The sequence below is a fragment of the Flavobacterium sp. N2270 genome (genome assembly GCF_025947225.1).
Lineage (GTDB): Bacteria > Bacteroidota > Bacteroidia > Flavobacteriales > Flavobacteriaceae > Flavobacterium.
The window spans coordinates 2,588,845-2,604,354 of record NZ_CP110005.1; the positions used below are offsets into that span (position 1 = coordinate 2,588,845).

A 15,510-nucleotide genomic window follows, 5' to 3' on the forward strand; every position below is an offset into this window, starting at 1 on the left:
ATTATAATCAATTCACGCAACCTAGCCGTATTTTTATCATCTATTAAAAAAAAAATATGTCAAAAATTAAATCATTTAGTTTATTCTTATTGATCGGAATTTGTTTTTGTTGTAGTAATGATGAATTAACTCAAGAACAAGAAAATCAAAACTTAAACCTACTGTTTTCAGAAATTGAAAATATGGCAACTAGTGTAACTTGTAGTGATCCTTCAGAATGGACTTATACTAGTTATGGAAATAAACCATGTGGTGGTCCAGTTGGCTACATCGCTTATTCAAGAAACATTAACACTTTTCTATTTCTTCAAAAAATAGAAGAACATAGAATAAAACAATTAGAATATAACATCCGTTGGAAACTTATTAGCGATTGTTCAGTACCACCTCAACCTATTGAAATACTATGTGAAAACGGAAATGCAATACTTGTATATTAAAAAAGCTTAACTTTTTTTTCTGAAATTAATAAAATATTTAAATTTCACATAATTCTTTTTTACGTTTTCCCCATAAAATAAACCACATTTAACGGTTTTTCTTTGAAATTTAATGTTGCATTCGTATCTTCGAAAACTAATAGTAACCTTAAGCATGTAATAATGTTAGAAGAAATGAATGATAACCTGCCACAGGCAGACGGAACAGAGAACGAAACGACTCAAGAACAAGAGAATGTAACGGCAATTAATCAATCTGCTTTAGAAGAAATTGATAATTCAAATGCTGAAGAAAGCGAAGACGATTCGGTACAGGATAGACACGACATCCCTATGTTGGAATACGACACAATGTCTAAGGAAGAACTTACTGAAGAACTTGAACGACTAGTCGCAAACCATAAGGTTATGGCTATTAAAGATCATGTAGAAGAAATTAAAAAAGCTTTTACAAGTAAGTACAACGACTTAATTGACGAAAAAAGAGATGAATTTAACGAAACAAATACCGATGAAAATGCTACGTTTGAATATCATTTTCCTTTAAAAAATAAATTTGACAACGCATATAATGAATATAGAACCAATAGAAATAATCATTATAACCAACTGCAAAAAAATCTAAAAGGGAATTTAAATACACGAAGTGAATTAATAGATGAACTGAAGGAATTAGTAGACGGAACTGAAGAAGTTTTAAGCATTGGCGATATGTTTAAACGTGTTAATGATATTAGAGAACGTTGGAAAAACGCGGGTTCAATTCCTAGAGATAAATACAATATTGTTTGGAACGATTATCATTTTCATTTAGAGCGCTTTTACGATTTAATTCATTTAGATAAAGAAGCCAGAGATTTAGATTTCAAACATAATTTAGAGCAAAAACTACAAATCATTGAAAAAGCAAAAAGTCTTTTAAATGAAACCGATGTTATGAAAGGCTTTAGAGAATTGCAAATTTTACACCGTGTTTGGAAAGAAGAAATTGGACCAGTAGACAGAGAACAAAGAGAAATAGTTTGGAATGCATTTAGTGACATTACCAAGCAAATGCATGAAAAACGAGAAGCCTTCTTTGAAAAAGCAAAAGAGCGCGAAGTTGAAAATTTAGCTAAGAAAAAAGCAATTATTGAAGAAATTAATGCGGTTTCAAATGAGAAAGTTGCAAACCATAACGGTTGGCAAAACCAAATTAAAAAAATTGAAGCATTAAGAGAAAAATTCTTCAAAGCTGGTAAAGTGCCTCAAGAAGAAACAGATGCAAGTTGGAATGCTTTTAAAGCTGCCGTTCGCAACTTTAATGCTACAAAAAATGCTTTTTACAAAGACATTAAGCACGAGCAACAAGAAAATTTAAATAAGAAAACCGAATTAGTTGAAAAAGCAAATGCTTTAAAAGACAGTGAAGATTTTAAAGCTACTACTCCAATCATGAAGAAAATTCAAGATGATTGGAAAAAAATTGGTCATGTTCCAAGAAAGCAGTCAGACAAAATTTGGAAAGAATTTAAAGACGCTTGTAACCATTACTTTGACAGAATGCACAAAGTAAGAAATACAGAAGATAAAGTTGAAATTGAAGCTTTTGAAAACAAGAAAACCTATTTAGAAACTTTAAAAGATTTTGAATTAGTTGGTGATCATAAAACCGATTTAGACGCTATTAAAAAGCATATTGAAAACTGGAAAGCATTTGGTAAAGTTCCTTTTAACAGAAGACATATCGAAGGAAAGTTCAATAAAATACTTGATGCCTTATTTGAAAAATTAAGCTTATCTAAAAAAGATACCGAAATGATGAAGTTTAATGCAAAACTTGATCAATGGGTAGAAAATGAAGACGACAGAGCTTTAGAAAAAGAGCAGTTTTTTATTAGAAAGAAAATTGACGAAGTACAAAATGAAATTTTCCAATTAGAAAACAACATTCAGTTCATTAGCTCTAGTTCTAAAGGAGAAAATCCTTTCATTAAAGAAGTACAAAAAAGCATTGAACGCCACAAAGAAGATTTAAAAATGTGGAAAGAAAAGCAAAGTAAATTACATTCTCTTTAATTAGATAATAATAGTAAATATAAAATCCTGCTAATCAATTAGCAGGATTTTTTGCTTTAAAAGTTTTATATTTGATGAACTTATAAAAGTGTATAATGCAAAACATTCAATTTAAAAAACTATCAAAATCTAATATAAAAGAAATTGCTCCTTTTGGTAAACTTCTTAATCCAGATAAACCTATTGAAGAAATAGAAAATAGTTTAAATGAAATATTTAAATTTGAAAATTACCATTGCTTTGGTTTGTATCAAGATGAAAAGTTAGTTGGAATTTCGGGCGCATGGATTACCGTTCGTATTTATTCTGGAAAACAATTAGAAATAGATCATTTTGTAATTGATGAAACCATTCGTTCTGGTGGACTAGGAAATCTATTTGTTTCGCATATTGAAAATTGGGCAATTAAGAATAGTTGCAAAACCGTTGAGCTAAATGCTTATGTGCAAAGCGATAGAGCACATAAATTTTACTTTCAAAATGGTTATAAAGTTTTAGGGTTTCACTTTCAAAAGAAGATAAATTAAAATAATTTTCAATAAATAAGCCTTAGTAATTTTCTTATATTTGGATTTACAAACAAGTACACACAAAAACAATTACTTACAACCGTTTGTTTATAGCGGGTATACTTTAGTTGTGTTTCATTTTAGCTGAACGTAAACCAGAATTCAATGAGAAAAATCTTTTTATTTTTTATACTTTTTCATGGAAGTTTTATATTTTCACAATCCTTTGACAGTATAAACAAAATAAAATTTTCATACTCGTTCGGTGGCTCTTCTTGGGGAAATAACGGCATTTACTCAAGGAGCGAAATTTTTGAATTAACTAAAACAGAAAATGGTGATTTCAAAATCTCTTTACATCTTAAAATAAACGATAAAGTATATAATAAAGTCTTCTCAAATGACACAATACAAGTAAAAACTTCAAATTATAAAACCATTCCAAAAAGCAATATTAATTATCTTTTAACTTCATTAAACAATAACGAAGATAATTTCACAGAAGAATTTTTAATGCAAAATTTCACAAAATCAACTAAAAAAGAAATTTTAAAAATCGCAAAGCAAAATGGTTATAAAAGTTATTTAAAAAATGATTATGATGAAAACAGTGATGCTGAAAAAAAATATTCAGAAATTCAAAACTATAAATATTTTGACGAATATTTGAAGCTTAATAAACCAGACTTAAACATAACATCATTAACTCTTGACGGATGGAATAATTTAGGAATTATAACATTCACTGAAAAAGAAACAAAACTATATAATTTAGATTTTTTCAATTATTGTGGACAACCAATCCAAATTAATTATATCGAAATCGACCAAAAGAATAAAAAAGTAAACACAATAGAAAATAAAAGTTTTTCGGCAATTAACTTAAATGTGAATCTCATTTTATTAAAAATATTACCAAAAAAAGCAAAATTAATTACCGAATTAAATTTAAATAATATTCGAAATGAATATATTACTTGGTTTTTTGAAAATAAAACTGACGAATTTGAATATTAAAAAACTAACACACAACAGCGGTTACAAGAAATTGCTAGTCATAGGATTTATCAGAAATGGTAATTGTTGAATCAAAGTTTTATCTATACTTGTAATTGGCAGTGAATGAAGTACGCAACTTCTTATAGCCGCAAAACGTTAAAACTCATATTCGCGTTCTACTTTTGCAATACGAACTTTATAGTTTTTATACCATGTGCTTCTACCTTTTTGTTGAGCTTCCAAATGATCTAAGTTCATTTTCCAGTTTTTTATAGCTTCTAAACTTTCCCAATAAGATACTGTAATTCCTATTTCATTTCGAGCACTTTCAACACCTATAAAACCAGGTTGTTGTTTGGCTAATTGCTCCATTTTTTCAGCCATTTCAGCATAGCCTTCTTCTGTTTCTGTTCGTATTGAAGTAAAAATAACGGCGTAATACATTTTAATTATGAATTAAGAATTTAAAATTATGAATAGTTCTCGATACGATTTCTTCGAAATCACTCGAACTGACGACATCAATTACTAATTACTGACAACTGAACACTGTAAATTAAAGTCGCTTCGCTTCTTCCCAAAACACATCCATTTCAGCTAAAGTCATATCAGATAGATTTTTTCCTAATTCGACAGCTTTACTTTCTAAATACATAAATCGTTTCATGAATTTTTTATTGGTGCGTTCTAGAGCATCTTCAGGATTTATTTTTAAAAAAAGAGCATAGTTTATCATAGAAAACAAAACATCGCCAAATTCGGCTTCCATTTTATCTTGATTGCCTTCTGCAACTTCATCTTGTAGTTCGTTTAGTTCTTCTTGTACTTTTTCCCAAACTTGTTCTGGTTTTTCCCAGTCAAAACCTACACCTTTTACTTTATCTTGAATACGACTTGCTTTTACTAATGCTGGTAAACTTTTTGGCACGCCTTCTAAAACCGATTTTCTACCTTCTTTTAGTTTCAGTTTTTCCCAATTGCGTTTTACTTCTTCTTCATCTTCTACCACAACATCGCCATAAATATGCGGATGTCTATCAATTAGTTTATCACAAATTGAATTAGCAACATCTGCAATATCAAAATCACCTGTTTCGCTTCCTATTTTAGCATAAAAAATAATATGCAGTAATAAATCACCTAATTCATTTTTAATTTCTGGCAAATCATTATCTAAAATAGCATCGCCTAACTCATAAGTTTCTTCAATAGTTAAATGGCGTAAACTTTCTAGGGTTTGTTTTTTATCCCAAGGACATTTTTCACGTAAATCATCCATTATATCTAATAAACGATTGAAAGCATCTAATTGAAGTTGTCGGCGATTATTCATTATAGTTTGTCTTAAAATTTATCAAAATCAAAATTAAAGAAATAAATTAACTTAACCCTTTCCAAAATAATTAAAGGTTAAACTTTGCTGTTTAGAGAGTTATTTTTACGTAAGAATTTTATTTAATTTAAATATTTTTCTATTTTTACTAATAATATTTGGTTTTTTAATAATTTAACTGAATTTAAATCAACAAATATGATTCGATTTAAACTATTTTTTATTTTACTTATTTTTTTTCCAATAGTAATCTACGCACAAAAATCAACTATTTATAACGACTTATCTAAAAATGAAATTGAATGGTTAACAAATAATAAAAATTCAATTAAATATGCTCCAAATCCATTTTGGCCACCCATGGATTATCTTGATGAAGATGGAAATCATAAAGGCTTAATTTCAGACTATATTGAATTATTTGAAGAAGAGCTTAATATTGAATTTCAAAAAACAAAATTTAAAACTTGGAATGATTTATTAGTTGGGCTTAAAAACAATGAAACTGATTTTGTTGGCGCTATTCAAAAAACAAAAGAAAGAGAAAAGTACTTATTATTCTCTGAACCCTATCTAAAGTCGCCATTAGTAGTAATTATTAAGAACAATAGAAACTTTAAAGATAAAAGTGAAATTAATAAAATGAAACTTGCAATTGTTAAAGGCTATGCAAGTATTGATTTCATTAGAAAAAAATACCCAAAAGCTGAAATAATTGAATGTGAAGATGAATTAGCCGCAATACTCAAGACTTCTCTTGGCCAAGCTGATGGAACAGTTACTGATTTAATGTCTGCTAGTTATATTGTTGAAAAATATGGCATTAATAATCTTGAATGGGCAACAGAATTAAATTACTCATGGAACATATCTTTTGCATGTAGAAAAGATTCTCCTGAACTATTTTCAATCATTAATAAACTTTTTAAAAAAATTGATCCAAAAGACAGGAAAGAAATGTACGAAAAATGGATCAACTCTAGTACACTACATAAAAAAAGCTACTTCGAAAAAAACTTAAATAAAATTTTAATCATTACAGCTATTGCCTTATTCTGTTTAGCAATAACTTTAAGTTTTAATTTAATTTTAAAAAGAAGAATTAAAAAAAGAACAGATGAACTCTATGAAGCTAAAGTTAAAGCCGAAGAAAGTGAATTATTAAAATCGGCTTTTTTAGCAAATATGAGTCACGAAATAAGAACACCTATGAATGGTATAATTGGCTTTACCACTTTATTAAAAGAAGCAGATTTAACAAATGAAGAAAAGTCTTTATACATTGACATTATTAGTAAAAGTGGTGAAAGACTTTTAAATACCATAAATGATATTATTGACATTTCAAAGATTGATGCACAGCAAATGCATATAACAAATGAACAGGTTAATATTAATGAAGTTATTTATGATTTGTATAATTTCTTTAAAATTGAATGTGATGAAAATAAAGTAAGTCTAAAACTAGAAATAGAACCTAATACGCAAGATTTAAAGATACTTACCGATAGAAATAAATTCAATTCAATATTAACTAATTTAATTAAGAATGCCATAAAATTTACTGAAATTGGAGAGATTACAATTGGTTATAAGATAAATCAAGAAAATTACTTATTCTTTATTAAAGATACTGGAATTGGAATTCCTAAAGATAGACATGAAGCTATTTTTAATAGATTTATACAGGCAGATATTGAAGATAAAAACGCCTTTCAAGGTTCTGGATTAGGTCTTTCTATTGCAAAAGCTTATGTAGAAATGTTAGAGGGTGAAATTTGGGTAGAGTCTGAAGTTAATAAAGGATCTTGTTTCTATTTTACCATTCCACTAAACAAAACTATTATAAAAAATGATGATGCTTCTCAAGAAAAAAATGAAACAGAGACTTTAAAAAGTAACAAAAAAATTAAGATATTAATTGCTGAAGACGATATTATAAGCCTAACCTATTTATCTACTTTATTATCAAAACTAGGGCATGAAATTGTTCATGCTGAAAATGGTAAACAAGCCATTGAAATTTGTAAAGAACAAAAAGATATTGATCTTATATTAATGGATATTAAAATGCCTGAAATTGATGGTTTAGAAGCAACAATGGAAATAAGAAAGTTTAATAAATCGGTTTATATCATAGCTCAATCTGCTTATATTTTTGAAGACGATTTTATAAACTCTAAAAAAGTGGGGTGCAATGAATATTTATCAAAACCTATTAATAAAAATGAGCTAATAAAACTTATCAATAATTTTATTGAATCTAAATATTAAAATAAAAAAAGTCCTCACTTTATGAGGACTTTTTATTTATAAAAAATATGAATTATTCAGCAGATTCTTCAGCTGGTTTTTCTTCCTGAGACAAAGCCTCAACACTGACTAATCCTTTAGCTTGTAACAAATTATACCAGTTAATAATTTTCTTTATATCAGAAGTGTATACTCTATCTTCATCAAACTCAGGTAAAACTTCACGAAAATATGATTTTAATTTAGCATCATCTTCTTTGTGAGAAATAGTTGGTCCGTCGTTTTCTTTTACTGCAATTGCTTTAAAAACTTCGGCTAAACGAACTTCTTCAGAATAAGTATAAACCGCAATTTCAGAAAGTAAACTTACATTACTTCTCATACTTACAGTTATTCTTTTTCCGTCTAATAAAGATTCTGCAACAAATCCTGTACGAGTTTGAATTTTTAGTTCAAATAATCCTGGTTTCCCAGATATAGCTAATATTTTTTGAATACTCATTATTGTAATTTTATTAAGGTTGGCAAATATCTAATCTTTATTTAAAAAAGCAAAAAATTATCTTCCTTTTTTGTTAGCAAACTTCATTTTATAATCAGGTCTTGCTTTACCGTCCATTATGTTTTGTAATTTTTTACCAATTAATTTTTTCTTTAAAGTAGAAACATGGTCAGTAAAAAGTATACCTTCAATATGGTCGTATTCATGTTGAATTACTCTAGCGATTAAACCGTTAAAAACTTCAGTTTTCTTGTTGAAATCTTCATCAAAGTATTCGATTGTAATTGTATCGTGTCTAAAAACATCTTCACGAACATCAGGAATACTTAGACATCCTTCATTAAAAGCCCAAATATCTCCTTCTTCTTTAAGAATTGTAGCGTTAATAAATGTTTGTTTAAATTTTTTCAATTCAACAGCTTCCTCTTTAGAAACATCATCACTATCACTAAAGGGTTCTGTATCTACTAAAAAAATTCTAATTGGCAAACCTACTTGAGGTGCAGCTAGTCCAACTCCATGTGCATGATACATCGTTTCATACATATTGGCAATGATTTCTTTAAGATTTGGATAATCTTTAGTAATTTCTTCGCAATGTTTTCTTAAAACAGGCTCTCCATATCCGTAAACTGGTAAAATCATTGTATTCTTTTTTAAATAATTAGTTGGCAAAAATAGTAATTTATAGTGAGTTGAAAAATGAAAATAGTGTAATTATACGTTAAAAGCGACTTTTAGACATATAATCTTGCAACATAATTGTTGCTGCAATTTCATCAACGAGTGCTTTATTTTGCCTTTGTTTTTTCTTTAAACCACTATCAATCATTGTTTGAAAAGCCATTTTAGAGGTAAAACGTTCATCTATTCTATCTAAAGGCATTTCAGGAAATTCTTTCAAAAAATGCTTAATAAACTTTTCAATAATAGGTGTACTTTCAGATGGCATTCCATTCATTTGTTTTGGTTCCCCTATAATAACTTTTTCCACCTTTTCTTTGGAAAAATAATCTTTTAAAAACAAAATCAACTCGTTTGAAGCTACAGTCGTTAAGCCCGAAGCAATAATTTGCATTTCATCAGTAACTGCAATTCCTGTTCGTTTTATTCCATAATCTAATGATAGAATTCTAGGCATAGGTATTTATTTTATTAATTCGAATTCGGCTAAATGAGACATTCTTGCTTTATTTAATTTCAATGTTTTTCCATCAAAATTATAATTATCAGTAATATCCAAAATTGATAATAGTTCTTGTTCAGTGTTCATTTCTTCACAAGCCATCATAGTTGTAATTATTTTTGAAAAAATAATTCTATTTTTATCTTCTTTTATTTCGTAATTACCAGATATACTATTACAGCCTACAAAAGCCGAAAATATCCCTTCAGTGGTAAAAATAATTCCAAAATTTCTTTTAGAATTTTCATTTTCTACAATATTTTTTCCATTTAGTTTAATTAAACGCCATTTTGAGTTTTTCAATTCAAGTTTACTCTCTATCGTGTTTCTTTCGTTATTTGATTCAACAACACTTTTACAAGAAATAATTAAAAGAAAAAAAGCAAAAATTGGTAAAAATATATTTTTCATTATATTTAAAGTTTTATTGGTAAAATTAATTATTTATTAACCAATCAAAAATAATTCCAAATTTATATTATGTATTATATTTGCTAAAATTATTACAAGATGCAACATTTACAATCAATTATAGAGAAAGCTTGGGAAAACAGAGCTTTATTACAAGAAAATGAAACAATTAATGCTATTAGAGAAGTTATTGGCTTATTAGATAACGGAAAACTTAGAGTTGCTGAACCAGTTGAAAACGCATGGCAAGTTAACGAATGGATAAAAAAAGCCGTTGTTATGTACTTTCCAATTCAAAAAATGGAGACTTTAGAGGCTGGTATATTCGAATATCATGATAAAATGCTTTTAAAACGTAACTATGCAGAAAAGGGAATTCGTGTAGTACCAAATGCGGTTGCTAGATATGGTGCATATATTTCTAGCGGTGTAATTTTAATGCCTAGTTATGTAAATATTGGGGCCTATGTAGATGAAGGTACAATGGTTGATACATGGGCAACAGTAGGAAGTTGTGCGCAAATTGGTAAAAATGTGCACCTTTCTGGCGGTGTAGGTATAGGAGGAGTTTTAGAGCCATTACAAGCTGCTCCAGTAATTATTGAAGATGGTGCTTTTATAGGCTCAAGATGTATTGTTGTAGAAGGTGTACATGTTGGTAAAGAAGCTGTACTTGGTGCTAATGTATGTTTAACAGGTTCTACAAAAATTATTGATGTAACTGGTAATGAACCAATAGAATACAAAGGTATAGTACCAGACCGTTCTGTTGTTATACCTGGTAGTTATACGAAGAAATTCCCTGCCGGTGATTACCAAGTTCCATGTGCTATTATTATTGGAAAACGCAAACCTTCAACAGATTTGAAAACATCACTTAATGATGCGTTGAGAGAATATAATGTAGCTGTGTAAATATAAAGATGATCATACAAAACACTAAAAAGTAATGTTAAAAAAAATAAAAAGATTCGGTTTAAGAACGTTGCGAAAAATGCGCTTTTTACCTCCAAAATTTTACGCACGTGTTTTATATGAATACCATACTGGAAAAAAATTAAATTTAGAGAATCCTAAGGAATTCAATGAGAAAATACAATGGTACAAAGTGTTTTATCATCCATCAATTCTAACTCAATTAGTTGACAAGTATGCTGTAAGGCAATATGTTGAAGAGAAAATTGGGGCTCAATATCTCAATGAAATTTATGGCGTTTATGAAAAAGCTGATGATATTCCTTTTAATAAACTTCCAAATAAATTTGCTATAAAAGCAACTCACACGAGTAGTCATAACTTAATTGTTTCTAACAAAAAAACACTTAATATTCCTAAAGCTATTAAGCAAATTAATAAGTGGCTAGGTATAAATCAATATTACCGTATGGGACAAGAGTGGGCATATAAAGATGTACAACCTAGAATTGTTATCGAAAAATTCTTAACAAATGAAGGTCAAAATTCACTTATAGACTATAAATTCTTTTGCTTTAATGGTACACCTAAATTTGTAGATATACATATTGATAGAGAAACAGATCATAAGCAAAGTATTTATGATTTAGATTTTAAATTATTACCTTTTGGTAGAGGTTCTAAAGAAAAAAGTATTTCTTGTGAAATTGAAAAGCCTGTAAACTTTGATGAAATGGTTTCATTAGCAAAAAAACTATCTGAAAACTTCCCTTTTGTCCGCGTTGATCTATATTCTATTGAAGGAAAAACTATTTTTGGAGAAATGACATTCTACCCAGCAGATGGTTGTAGAAGAGAATTTTATCCTGATGAATACAATGAAATTATAGGTAATTATTTTGAATTACCTAAACTTACAAATGGCAATCCCATAACTGAATTTACAATTACTTAAAATGGAAGTAAAACCAAATAAATTCCCCATAGACGCTGTAATTCTCTGGGTAGATGGAGACGATGCAGTTCACCAAGAAAAAATACAATCTTATTTGCATTTACAAAATGTGTTTACCACTAACTCTAGAAAATTTAATCGCCGATTTGCACAAGTAAATGAAATAGAATATACCGTAAATTCTATTTTAAAATTCGCTCCATTTATTAGAAATATCTTCATTGTAACAGATAATCAAATTCCCGATTTTTTAAAAACAAATAAAGATGATTACCAAAATGTTTCAATAATTGATCACACCACAATTTTTTCTGGACATGAAGAGTTTTTACCTACTTTTAATAACAGAAGTATTGAAACTTGTATTTATAGAATTCCAAATTTATCTGAACATTTTATATATTTAAATGATGATTTTTTTCTTATAAATCCAACACAACCTGATGATTTTTTTAAAAATGGTTTGCCTATCTTAAGAGGTAAATGGTTAAAATTTGATGAAAATATTTTTTATAAAAAATTCAAAGAGCATCAAAAAGGACATAAATATGCTCAACAAAACGCCGCTAAGTTATTGGGGTTTAAGGAGTATTATAATTTTAAACATACTCCCCACCCAATTCGTAAATCTACCCTTCAAAAATATTTTGAAGAAAATCAAGATATCTTCATAGAAAACATTAAACATAAATTTAGAAGTTCTACTCAAATTTTAATACAAGGTTTGGCTTATCATTTAGAAATAAAAAACAAAACTTGTGTATTAAAACTGAATAAACAATTATTTTATTTAAGATCTTACAAGAAACCATTATTATGGTATAAATTTAAATTAACTATATTACAACGAAACACTTTGTTTTTTGCAATGCAAAATTTAGATGCTGCACCTCCTAAAATTCAAACATATCTTTTAAATTGGTTAAAAAATAGAGTTTTCAAAAAATAAAAAAGAATTTTCCCTAATCAATTAATAAAAACAAAAAAATCTTACAAAAAAATAAACCAAATTATGTACAAATTTTTAATTTACATAGCACATCCATATAGTATTCCAATAGGAAGACCATTAGATGCTGAAATTAAAAAAAGAGGCTTTAAAGTAAAGTGGTTTGTAGAGATTGATGCAACAAAAAAACAATTATCTAAAAAAGAAAATTTACTCAATACAGTTGATGAAGTAATAAGTTATAAACCAGATGCTGTTTTAGTAGCGGCAAATGAAGTACCTCATTTTTTCCCTGGAATTAAAGTACAAGTTTTTCATGGATTTAGTGTTAATAAACGTAATAAAGATAAAGGACATTTTAGAATTAGAGGCTTCTTTGATTTATACTGTACTCAAGGTCCATCTACTACAAATTATTTTAAGGAATTAGAAAAAAAACATGGCTTTTTTAAAGTTGTAGAAACTGGCTGGTCTAAAGTTGATATTCTGTTTCCTAAAGTTGAAAGCAAAGGAGACTCAAAACCTACACTTTTTTTAGCATCAACATTTACTACTTCTTTAAGTTTAGCACATAATATAGAAGTATTTAATGTCATAAAGGAATTAATTAGGAAAAACGAATGGAATTGGATTATTAATTTGCATCCAAAAATGGATTCAGAAATTGTCCAAAAATTTAAACAACTCGAACAATATGAGAACGTAACATACATTCCATTTTTAGAATCATTGCTTCCATTAAAAAACGCAGACATTTTAATAGCAGACACCTCTTCTATTATTACTGAGTTCATGATTCAAGAAAAACCAGTTGTTACTTTTAATAACAACAAACCATTTGACTATTTCGTAAATACACTAGAAGCTAAAGATTTAGAAAAAAACATTCGTTACGCACTTAGTAAACCAACTAAATTAATGAAAAAAATTAGTGCTTTTATACGAAATGAACATCCATATTTTGATGGAAAATCTAGTGAACGAGTTATTAATGCTTGTCTTGATTTTTTAGATGCTAAAACTCAAACTAAGCTAAAGAGTAAGCCATTAAATTTAATACGTAAATTTAAAATGCGTAAAAAATTTAATTACTTTAAAAATTTCTTTAAAAGCAATTAAATTTTATCTTTGACTAAAGATTTTTTACATGAAAATATTAGTAACTGGTGCAGCAGGATTTATAGGGTTTCATCTTTGTCAAAAATTCATTACTTTAAACCATGAAGTAATAGGGTTGGATAACCTAAATGACTATTATGACCCAAATTTAAAATTAGCAAGATTAAATGAGTTAGGAATTGTTGAAAAAAACATTACTTATAATAATCTTTATGAAAGTGCATTAGATAATAAATTTAAGTTTACTAAAATTAATCTTGAAGACAGGGAAAACTTACCTGCTTTATTTAAAACAGAAAAATTTGACATTGTTATTAACTTAGCTGCTCAAGCTGGTGTTAGATACAGTATTGAGAATCCTTTTGTATATGCTGAGAGTAATGTAATGGGATTTTTAAACATTTTAGAATGCTGTAGAAATTTTAAAATTGAAAAGCTTCTTTTTGCAAGTAGTTCAAGTGTTTATGGCTTAAACGAGAAAATTCCGTTTTCTACTGAAGATAATGTTGATCATCCAATAAGTTTATACGCAGCAACAAAAAAATCTAATGAATTAATGGCACACACCTATAGTTATTTATACAATATTAAAACTATAGGCTTACGATTTTTTACAGTTTATGGACCTTGGGGAAGACCTGATATGGCCATGTTTTTATTTACAGATGCCATTTTAAATAATAGACCTATTAAAGTTTTTAATAACGGAAATTTATCTCGAGACTTTACTTATATAGATGATATTATAAATGGAATAACTGCTATTGTTGAACAATTTGATACTATTGACTTATCTGACAGAAAATATAAAATTTATAACATTGGAAACAATGAACCTGTTAAACTAGTTGATTTTATTTCTGAAATTGAAAAGAACACAGGAATTACTGCCGAAAAAGAGATGTTGCCAATGCAACCGGGAGACGTAGAAAAAACTTGGGCTAATATTGATGAATTAATTGCTGACACTGGCTATACTCCTAAAACAAGTATAAAAGAAGGTGTAGCTAATTTTATAAATTGGTATAAAAACTATTACAAAGTTTAAAGTTTGTAAATTCCGTTATTTACTTTTATAACATTATGTTTCCTATTATATCTTCTAATTGTATTGTTCTTCTCAATACTTTCAGAAGATTTATAAGAACGCTTGTGATCTAAATGAATACAAACTGCACTATAACGAATTTGTTTTGCTTTAATTCCTAAATTAAATAATCGTTCACCTACTTCCCTATCCAAACCACCATATTGCATTTCTTCATTAAATCCGTTTACAGCTAATAAATCAACTTTAAAACAAGAAGTATTATGACCGTTAAATGTTTTTTTTGTTGGAGTAACCCAATTTAAAAATTGACAAATCCATTTATTTTCAATCAATTTAGACAACTTAAAAGACTTTTTTACTCCATTACTTATTAACCATTTTGGTTTAAAGCAATCACCATTCTCAATTTCTAAAGATGAAATAGAATTTGATGTAATCATAGGTAACTTAAAATAACCACCAGATAAAAAATAGCCTTTTTCTTTATTCTTTAAATGTTTTTCTACAAAATCCTTTCTTGGAATACAATCTCCATCTGTAAAAAGCAAATAATCTGAATTGGTTTTTAAAATTGCTTTATTCAAAATTTTACATTTTTGAAAACCTTCATCAGGCTGCCAAACATGAATAATTGGGTATTTAAATTTTAAGAGAAAATCATCAATAACTTTTCTTGTAGATTCATTTGAGCCATCGTCAGCAATAACAACTTCAAAGTCTAATTCAGTTTGCACACTATAACCATAGAGCACTTTTCTGAGCCATTTTTCAGCGTTGTATGTTGTTATTACTATAGATACTTTCATGTATAAACTTAAAGCGTGAAATTA

General features: G+C 27.9%; 17 protein-coding genes. 10 read left to right on the forward strand and 7 right to left on the reverse strand.

Annotated elements, in window-relative coordinates; all coding sequences use genetic code 11:
* The first annotated feature begins 56 nt into the window (after positions 1-56).
* The 4 genes from OLM55_RS12210 (at position 57) to OLM55_RS12225 (ending at position 4,024) form a co-directional block, all read left to right on the forward strand.
* Positions 57-440 (forward strand): hypothetical protein, encoded by a 384-nt coding sequence (locus tag OLM55_RS12210; RefSeq protein ID WP_264559181.1) that lies wholly within the window; start codon positions 57-59, stop codon positions 438-440.
* A gap of 162 nt (positions 441-602) precedes the next feature.
* Complete coding sequence (locus OLM55_RS12215; protein ID WP_264559182.1) at positions 603-2,498, forward strand: DUF349 domain-containing protein; 1,896 nt, start codon at positions 603-605, stop codon at positions 2,496-2,498.
* Positions 2,499-2,593: 95 nt separating this feature from the next.
* Complete coding sequence (locus OLM55_RS12220; protein WP_264559183.1) at positions 2,594-3,025, forward strand: GNAT family N-acetyltransferase; 432 nt, start codon at positions 2,594-2,596, stop codon at positions 3,023-3,025.
* A 147-nt stretch (positions 3,026-3,172) separates the two neighbouring features.
* Positions 3,173-4,024, forward strand: coding sequence for a hypothetical protein (locus OLM55_RS12225; protein ID WP_264559184.1), 852 nt, complete (start codon positions 3,173-3,175; stop codon positions 4,022-4,024).
* Between the two features lie 138 nt (positions 4,025-4,162).
* On the opposite strand, the gene OLM55_RS12230 is transcribed toward OLM55_RS12225, so the two are convergent.
* Together OLM55_RS12230 and mazG are read right to left on the reverse strand one after the other, a co-directional pair.
* Entirely contained in the window at positions 4,163-4,450 is a 288-nt protein-coding gene (locus tag OLM55_RS12230) for an antibiotic biosynthesis monooxygenase family protein (protein WP_264559185.1), read from the reverse strand.
* A gap of 112 nt (positions 4,451-4,562) precedes the next feature.
* Positions 4,563-5,339, reverse strand: coding sequence for a nucleoside triphosphate pyrophosphohydrolase (mazG, locus tag OLM55_RS12235; protein WP_264559186.1), 777 nt, complete (start codon positions 5,337-5,339; stop codon positions 4,563-4,565).
* 198 nt (positions 5,340-5,537) lie between these two features.
* Here mazG and OLM55_RS12240 point away from each other — a divergent pair, with 198 nt between their 5' ends.
* Positions 5,538-7,613, forward strand: coding sequence for a response regulator (locus OLM55_RS12240; RefSeq protein WP_264559187.1), 2,076 nt, complete (start codon positions 5,538-5,540; stop codon positions 7,611-7,613).
* 52 nt (positions 7,614-7,665) lie between these two features.
* On the opposite strand, the gene OLM55_RS12245 is transcribed toward OLM55_RS12240, so the two are convergent.
* The 4 genes from OLM55_RS12245 to OLM55_RS12260 all read right to left on the reverse strand — a co-directional run bounded on the left by OLM55_RS12245 (position 7,666) and on the right by OLM55_RS12260 (position 9,691).
* Entirely contained in the window at positions 7,666-8,094 is a 429-nt protein-coding gene (locus OLM55_RS12245) for a DUF5606 domain-containing protein (protein ID WP_264559188.1), read from the reverse strand.
* A 57-nt stretch (positions 8,095-8,151) separates the two neighbouring features.
* Positions 8,152-8,739 carry a peptide deformylase gene (gene def / locus OLM55_RS12250; protein WP_264559189.1) on the reverse strand — a complete coding sequence of 196 codons (588 nt, stop codon included), beginning with the start codon at positions 8,737-8,739 and terminating at the stop codon, positions 8,152-8,154.
* 79 nt (positions 8,740-8,818) lie between these two features.
* A complete protein-coding gene (ruvX, locus tag OLM55_RS12255) occupies positions 8,819-9,235 on the reverse strand; it encodes a Holliday junction resolvase RuvX (protein WP_264559190.1) in 417 nt (138 codons plus the stop codon).
* 6 nt (positions 9,236-9,241) lie between these two features.
* On the reverse strand, positions 9,242-9,691 hold the full coding sequence (locus OLM55_RS12260) for an META domain-containing protein (RefSeq protein WP_264559191.1): 450 nt from the start codon (positions 9,689-9,691) through the stop codon (positions 9,242-9,244).
* A 99-nt stretch (positions 9,692-9,790) separates the two neighbouring features.
* On the opposite strand from OLM55_RS12260, the gene OLM55_RS12265 reads away from it, so the two are divergent.
* The 5 genes from OLM55_RS12265 to OLM55_RS12285 all read left to right on the forward strand — a co-directional run bounded on the left by OLM55_RS12265 (position 9,791) and on the right by OLM55_RS12285 (position 14,677).
* Positions 9,791-10,606, forward strand: coding sequence for a 2,3,4,5-tetrahydropyridine-2,6-dicarboxylate N-succinyltransferase (locus OLM55_RS12265; protein WP_264559192.1), 816 nt, complete (start codon positions 9,791-9,793; stop codon positions 10,604-10,606).
* Between the two features lie 34 nt (positions 10,607-10,640).
* Positions 10,641-11,561: an ATP-grasp fold amidoligase family protein gene (locus tag OLM55_RS12270; RefSeq protein WP_264559193.1), complete on the forward strand. Its 921-nt coding sequence runs from the start codon at positions 10,641-10,643 to the stop codon at positions 11,559-11,561.
* Position 11,562: 1 nt separating this feature from the next.
* Complete coding sequence (locus OLM55_RS12275) at positions 11,563-12,510, forward strand: stealth family protein (protein WP_264559194.1); 948 nt, start codon at positions 11,563-11,565, stop codon at positions 12,508-12,510.
* 63 nt (positions 12,511-12,573) lie between these two features.
* Positions 12,574-13,629: a UDP-N-acetylglucosamine 2-epimerase gene (locus OLM55_RS12280; RefSeq protein ID WP_264559195.1), complete on the forward strand. Its 1,056-nt coding sequence runs from the start codon at positions 12,574-12,576 to the stop codon at positions 13,627-13,629.
* Positions 13,630-13,657: 28 nt separating this feature from the next.
* The gene (locus OLM55_RS12285; RefSeq protein WP_264559196.1) at positions 13,658-14,677 is read left to right on the forward strand and encodes an NAD-dependent epimerase; all 1,020 of its coding nucleotides are present in this window, start codon (positions 13,658-13,660) and stop codon (positions 14,675-14,677) included.
* On the opposite strand, the gene OLM55_RS12290 is transcribed toward OLM55_RS12285, so the two are convergent.
* Positions 14,674-15,486 (reverse strand): glycosyltransferase family 2 protein, encoded by an 813-nt coding sequence (locus OLM55_RS12290; RefSeq protein WP_264559197.1) that lies wholly within the window; start codon positions 15,484-15,486, stop codon positions 14,674-14,676. The two genes, OLM55_RS12285 and OLM55_RS12290, sit on opposite strands and share 4 nt — an antisense overlap.
* Positions 15,487-15,510: the final 24 nt, after the last annotated feature.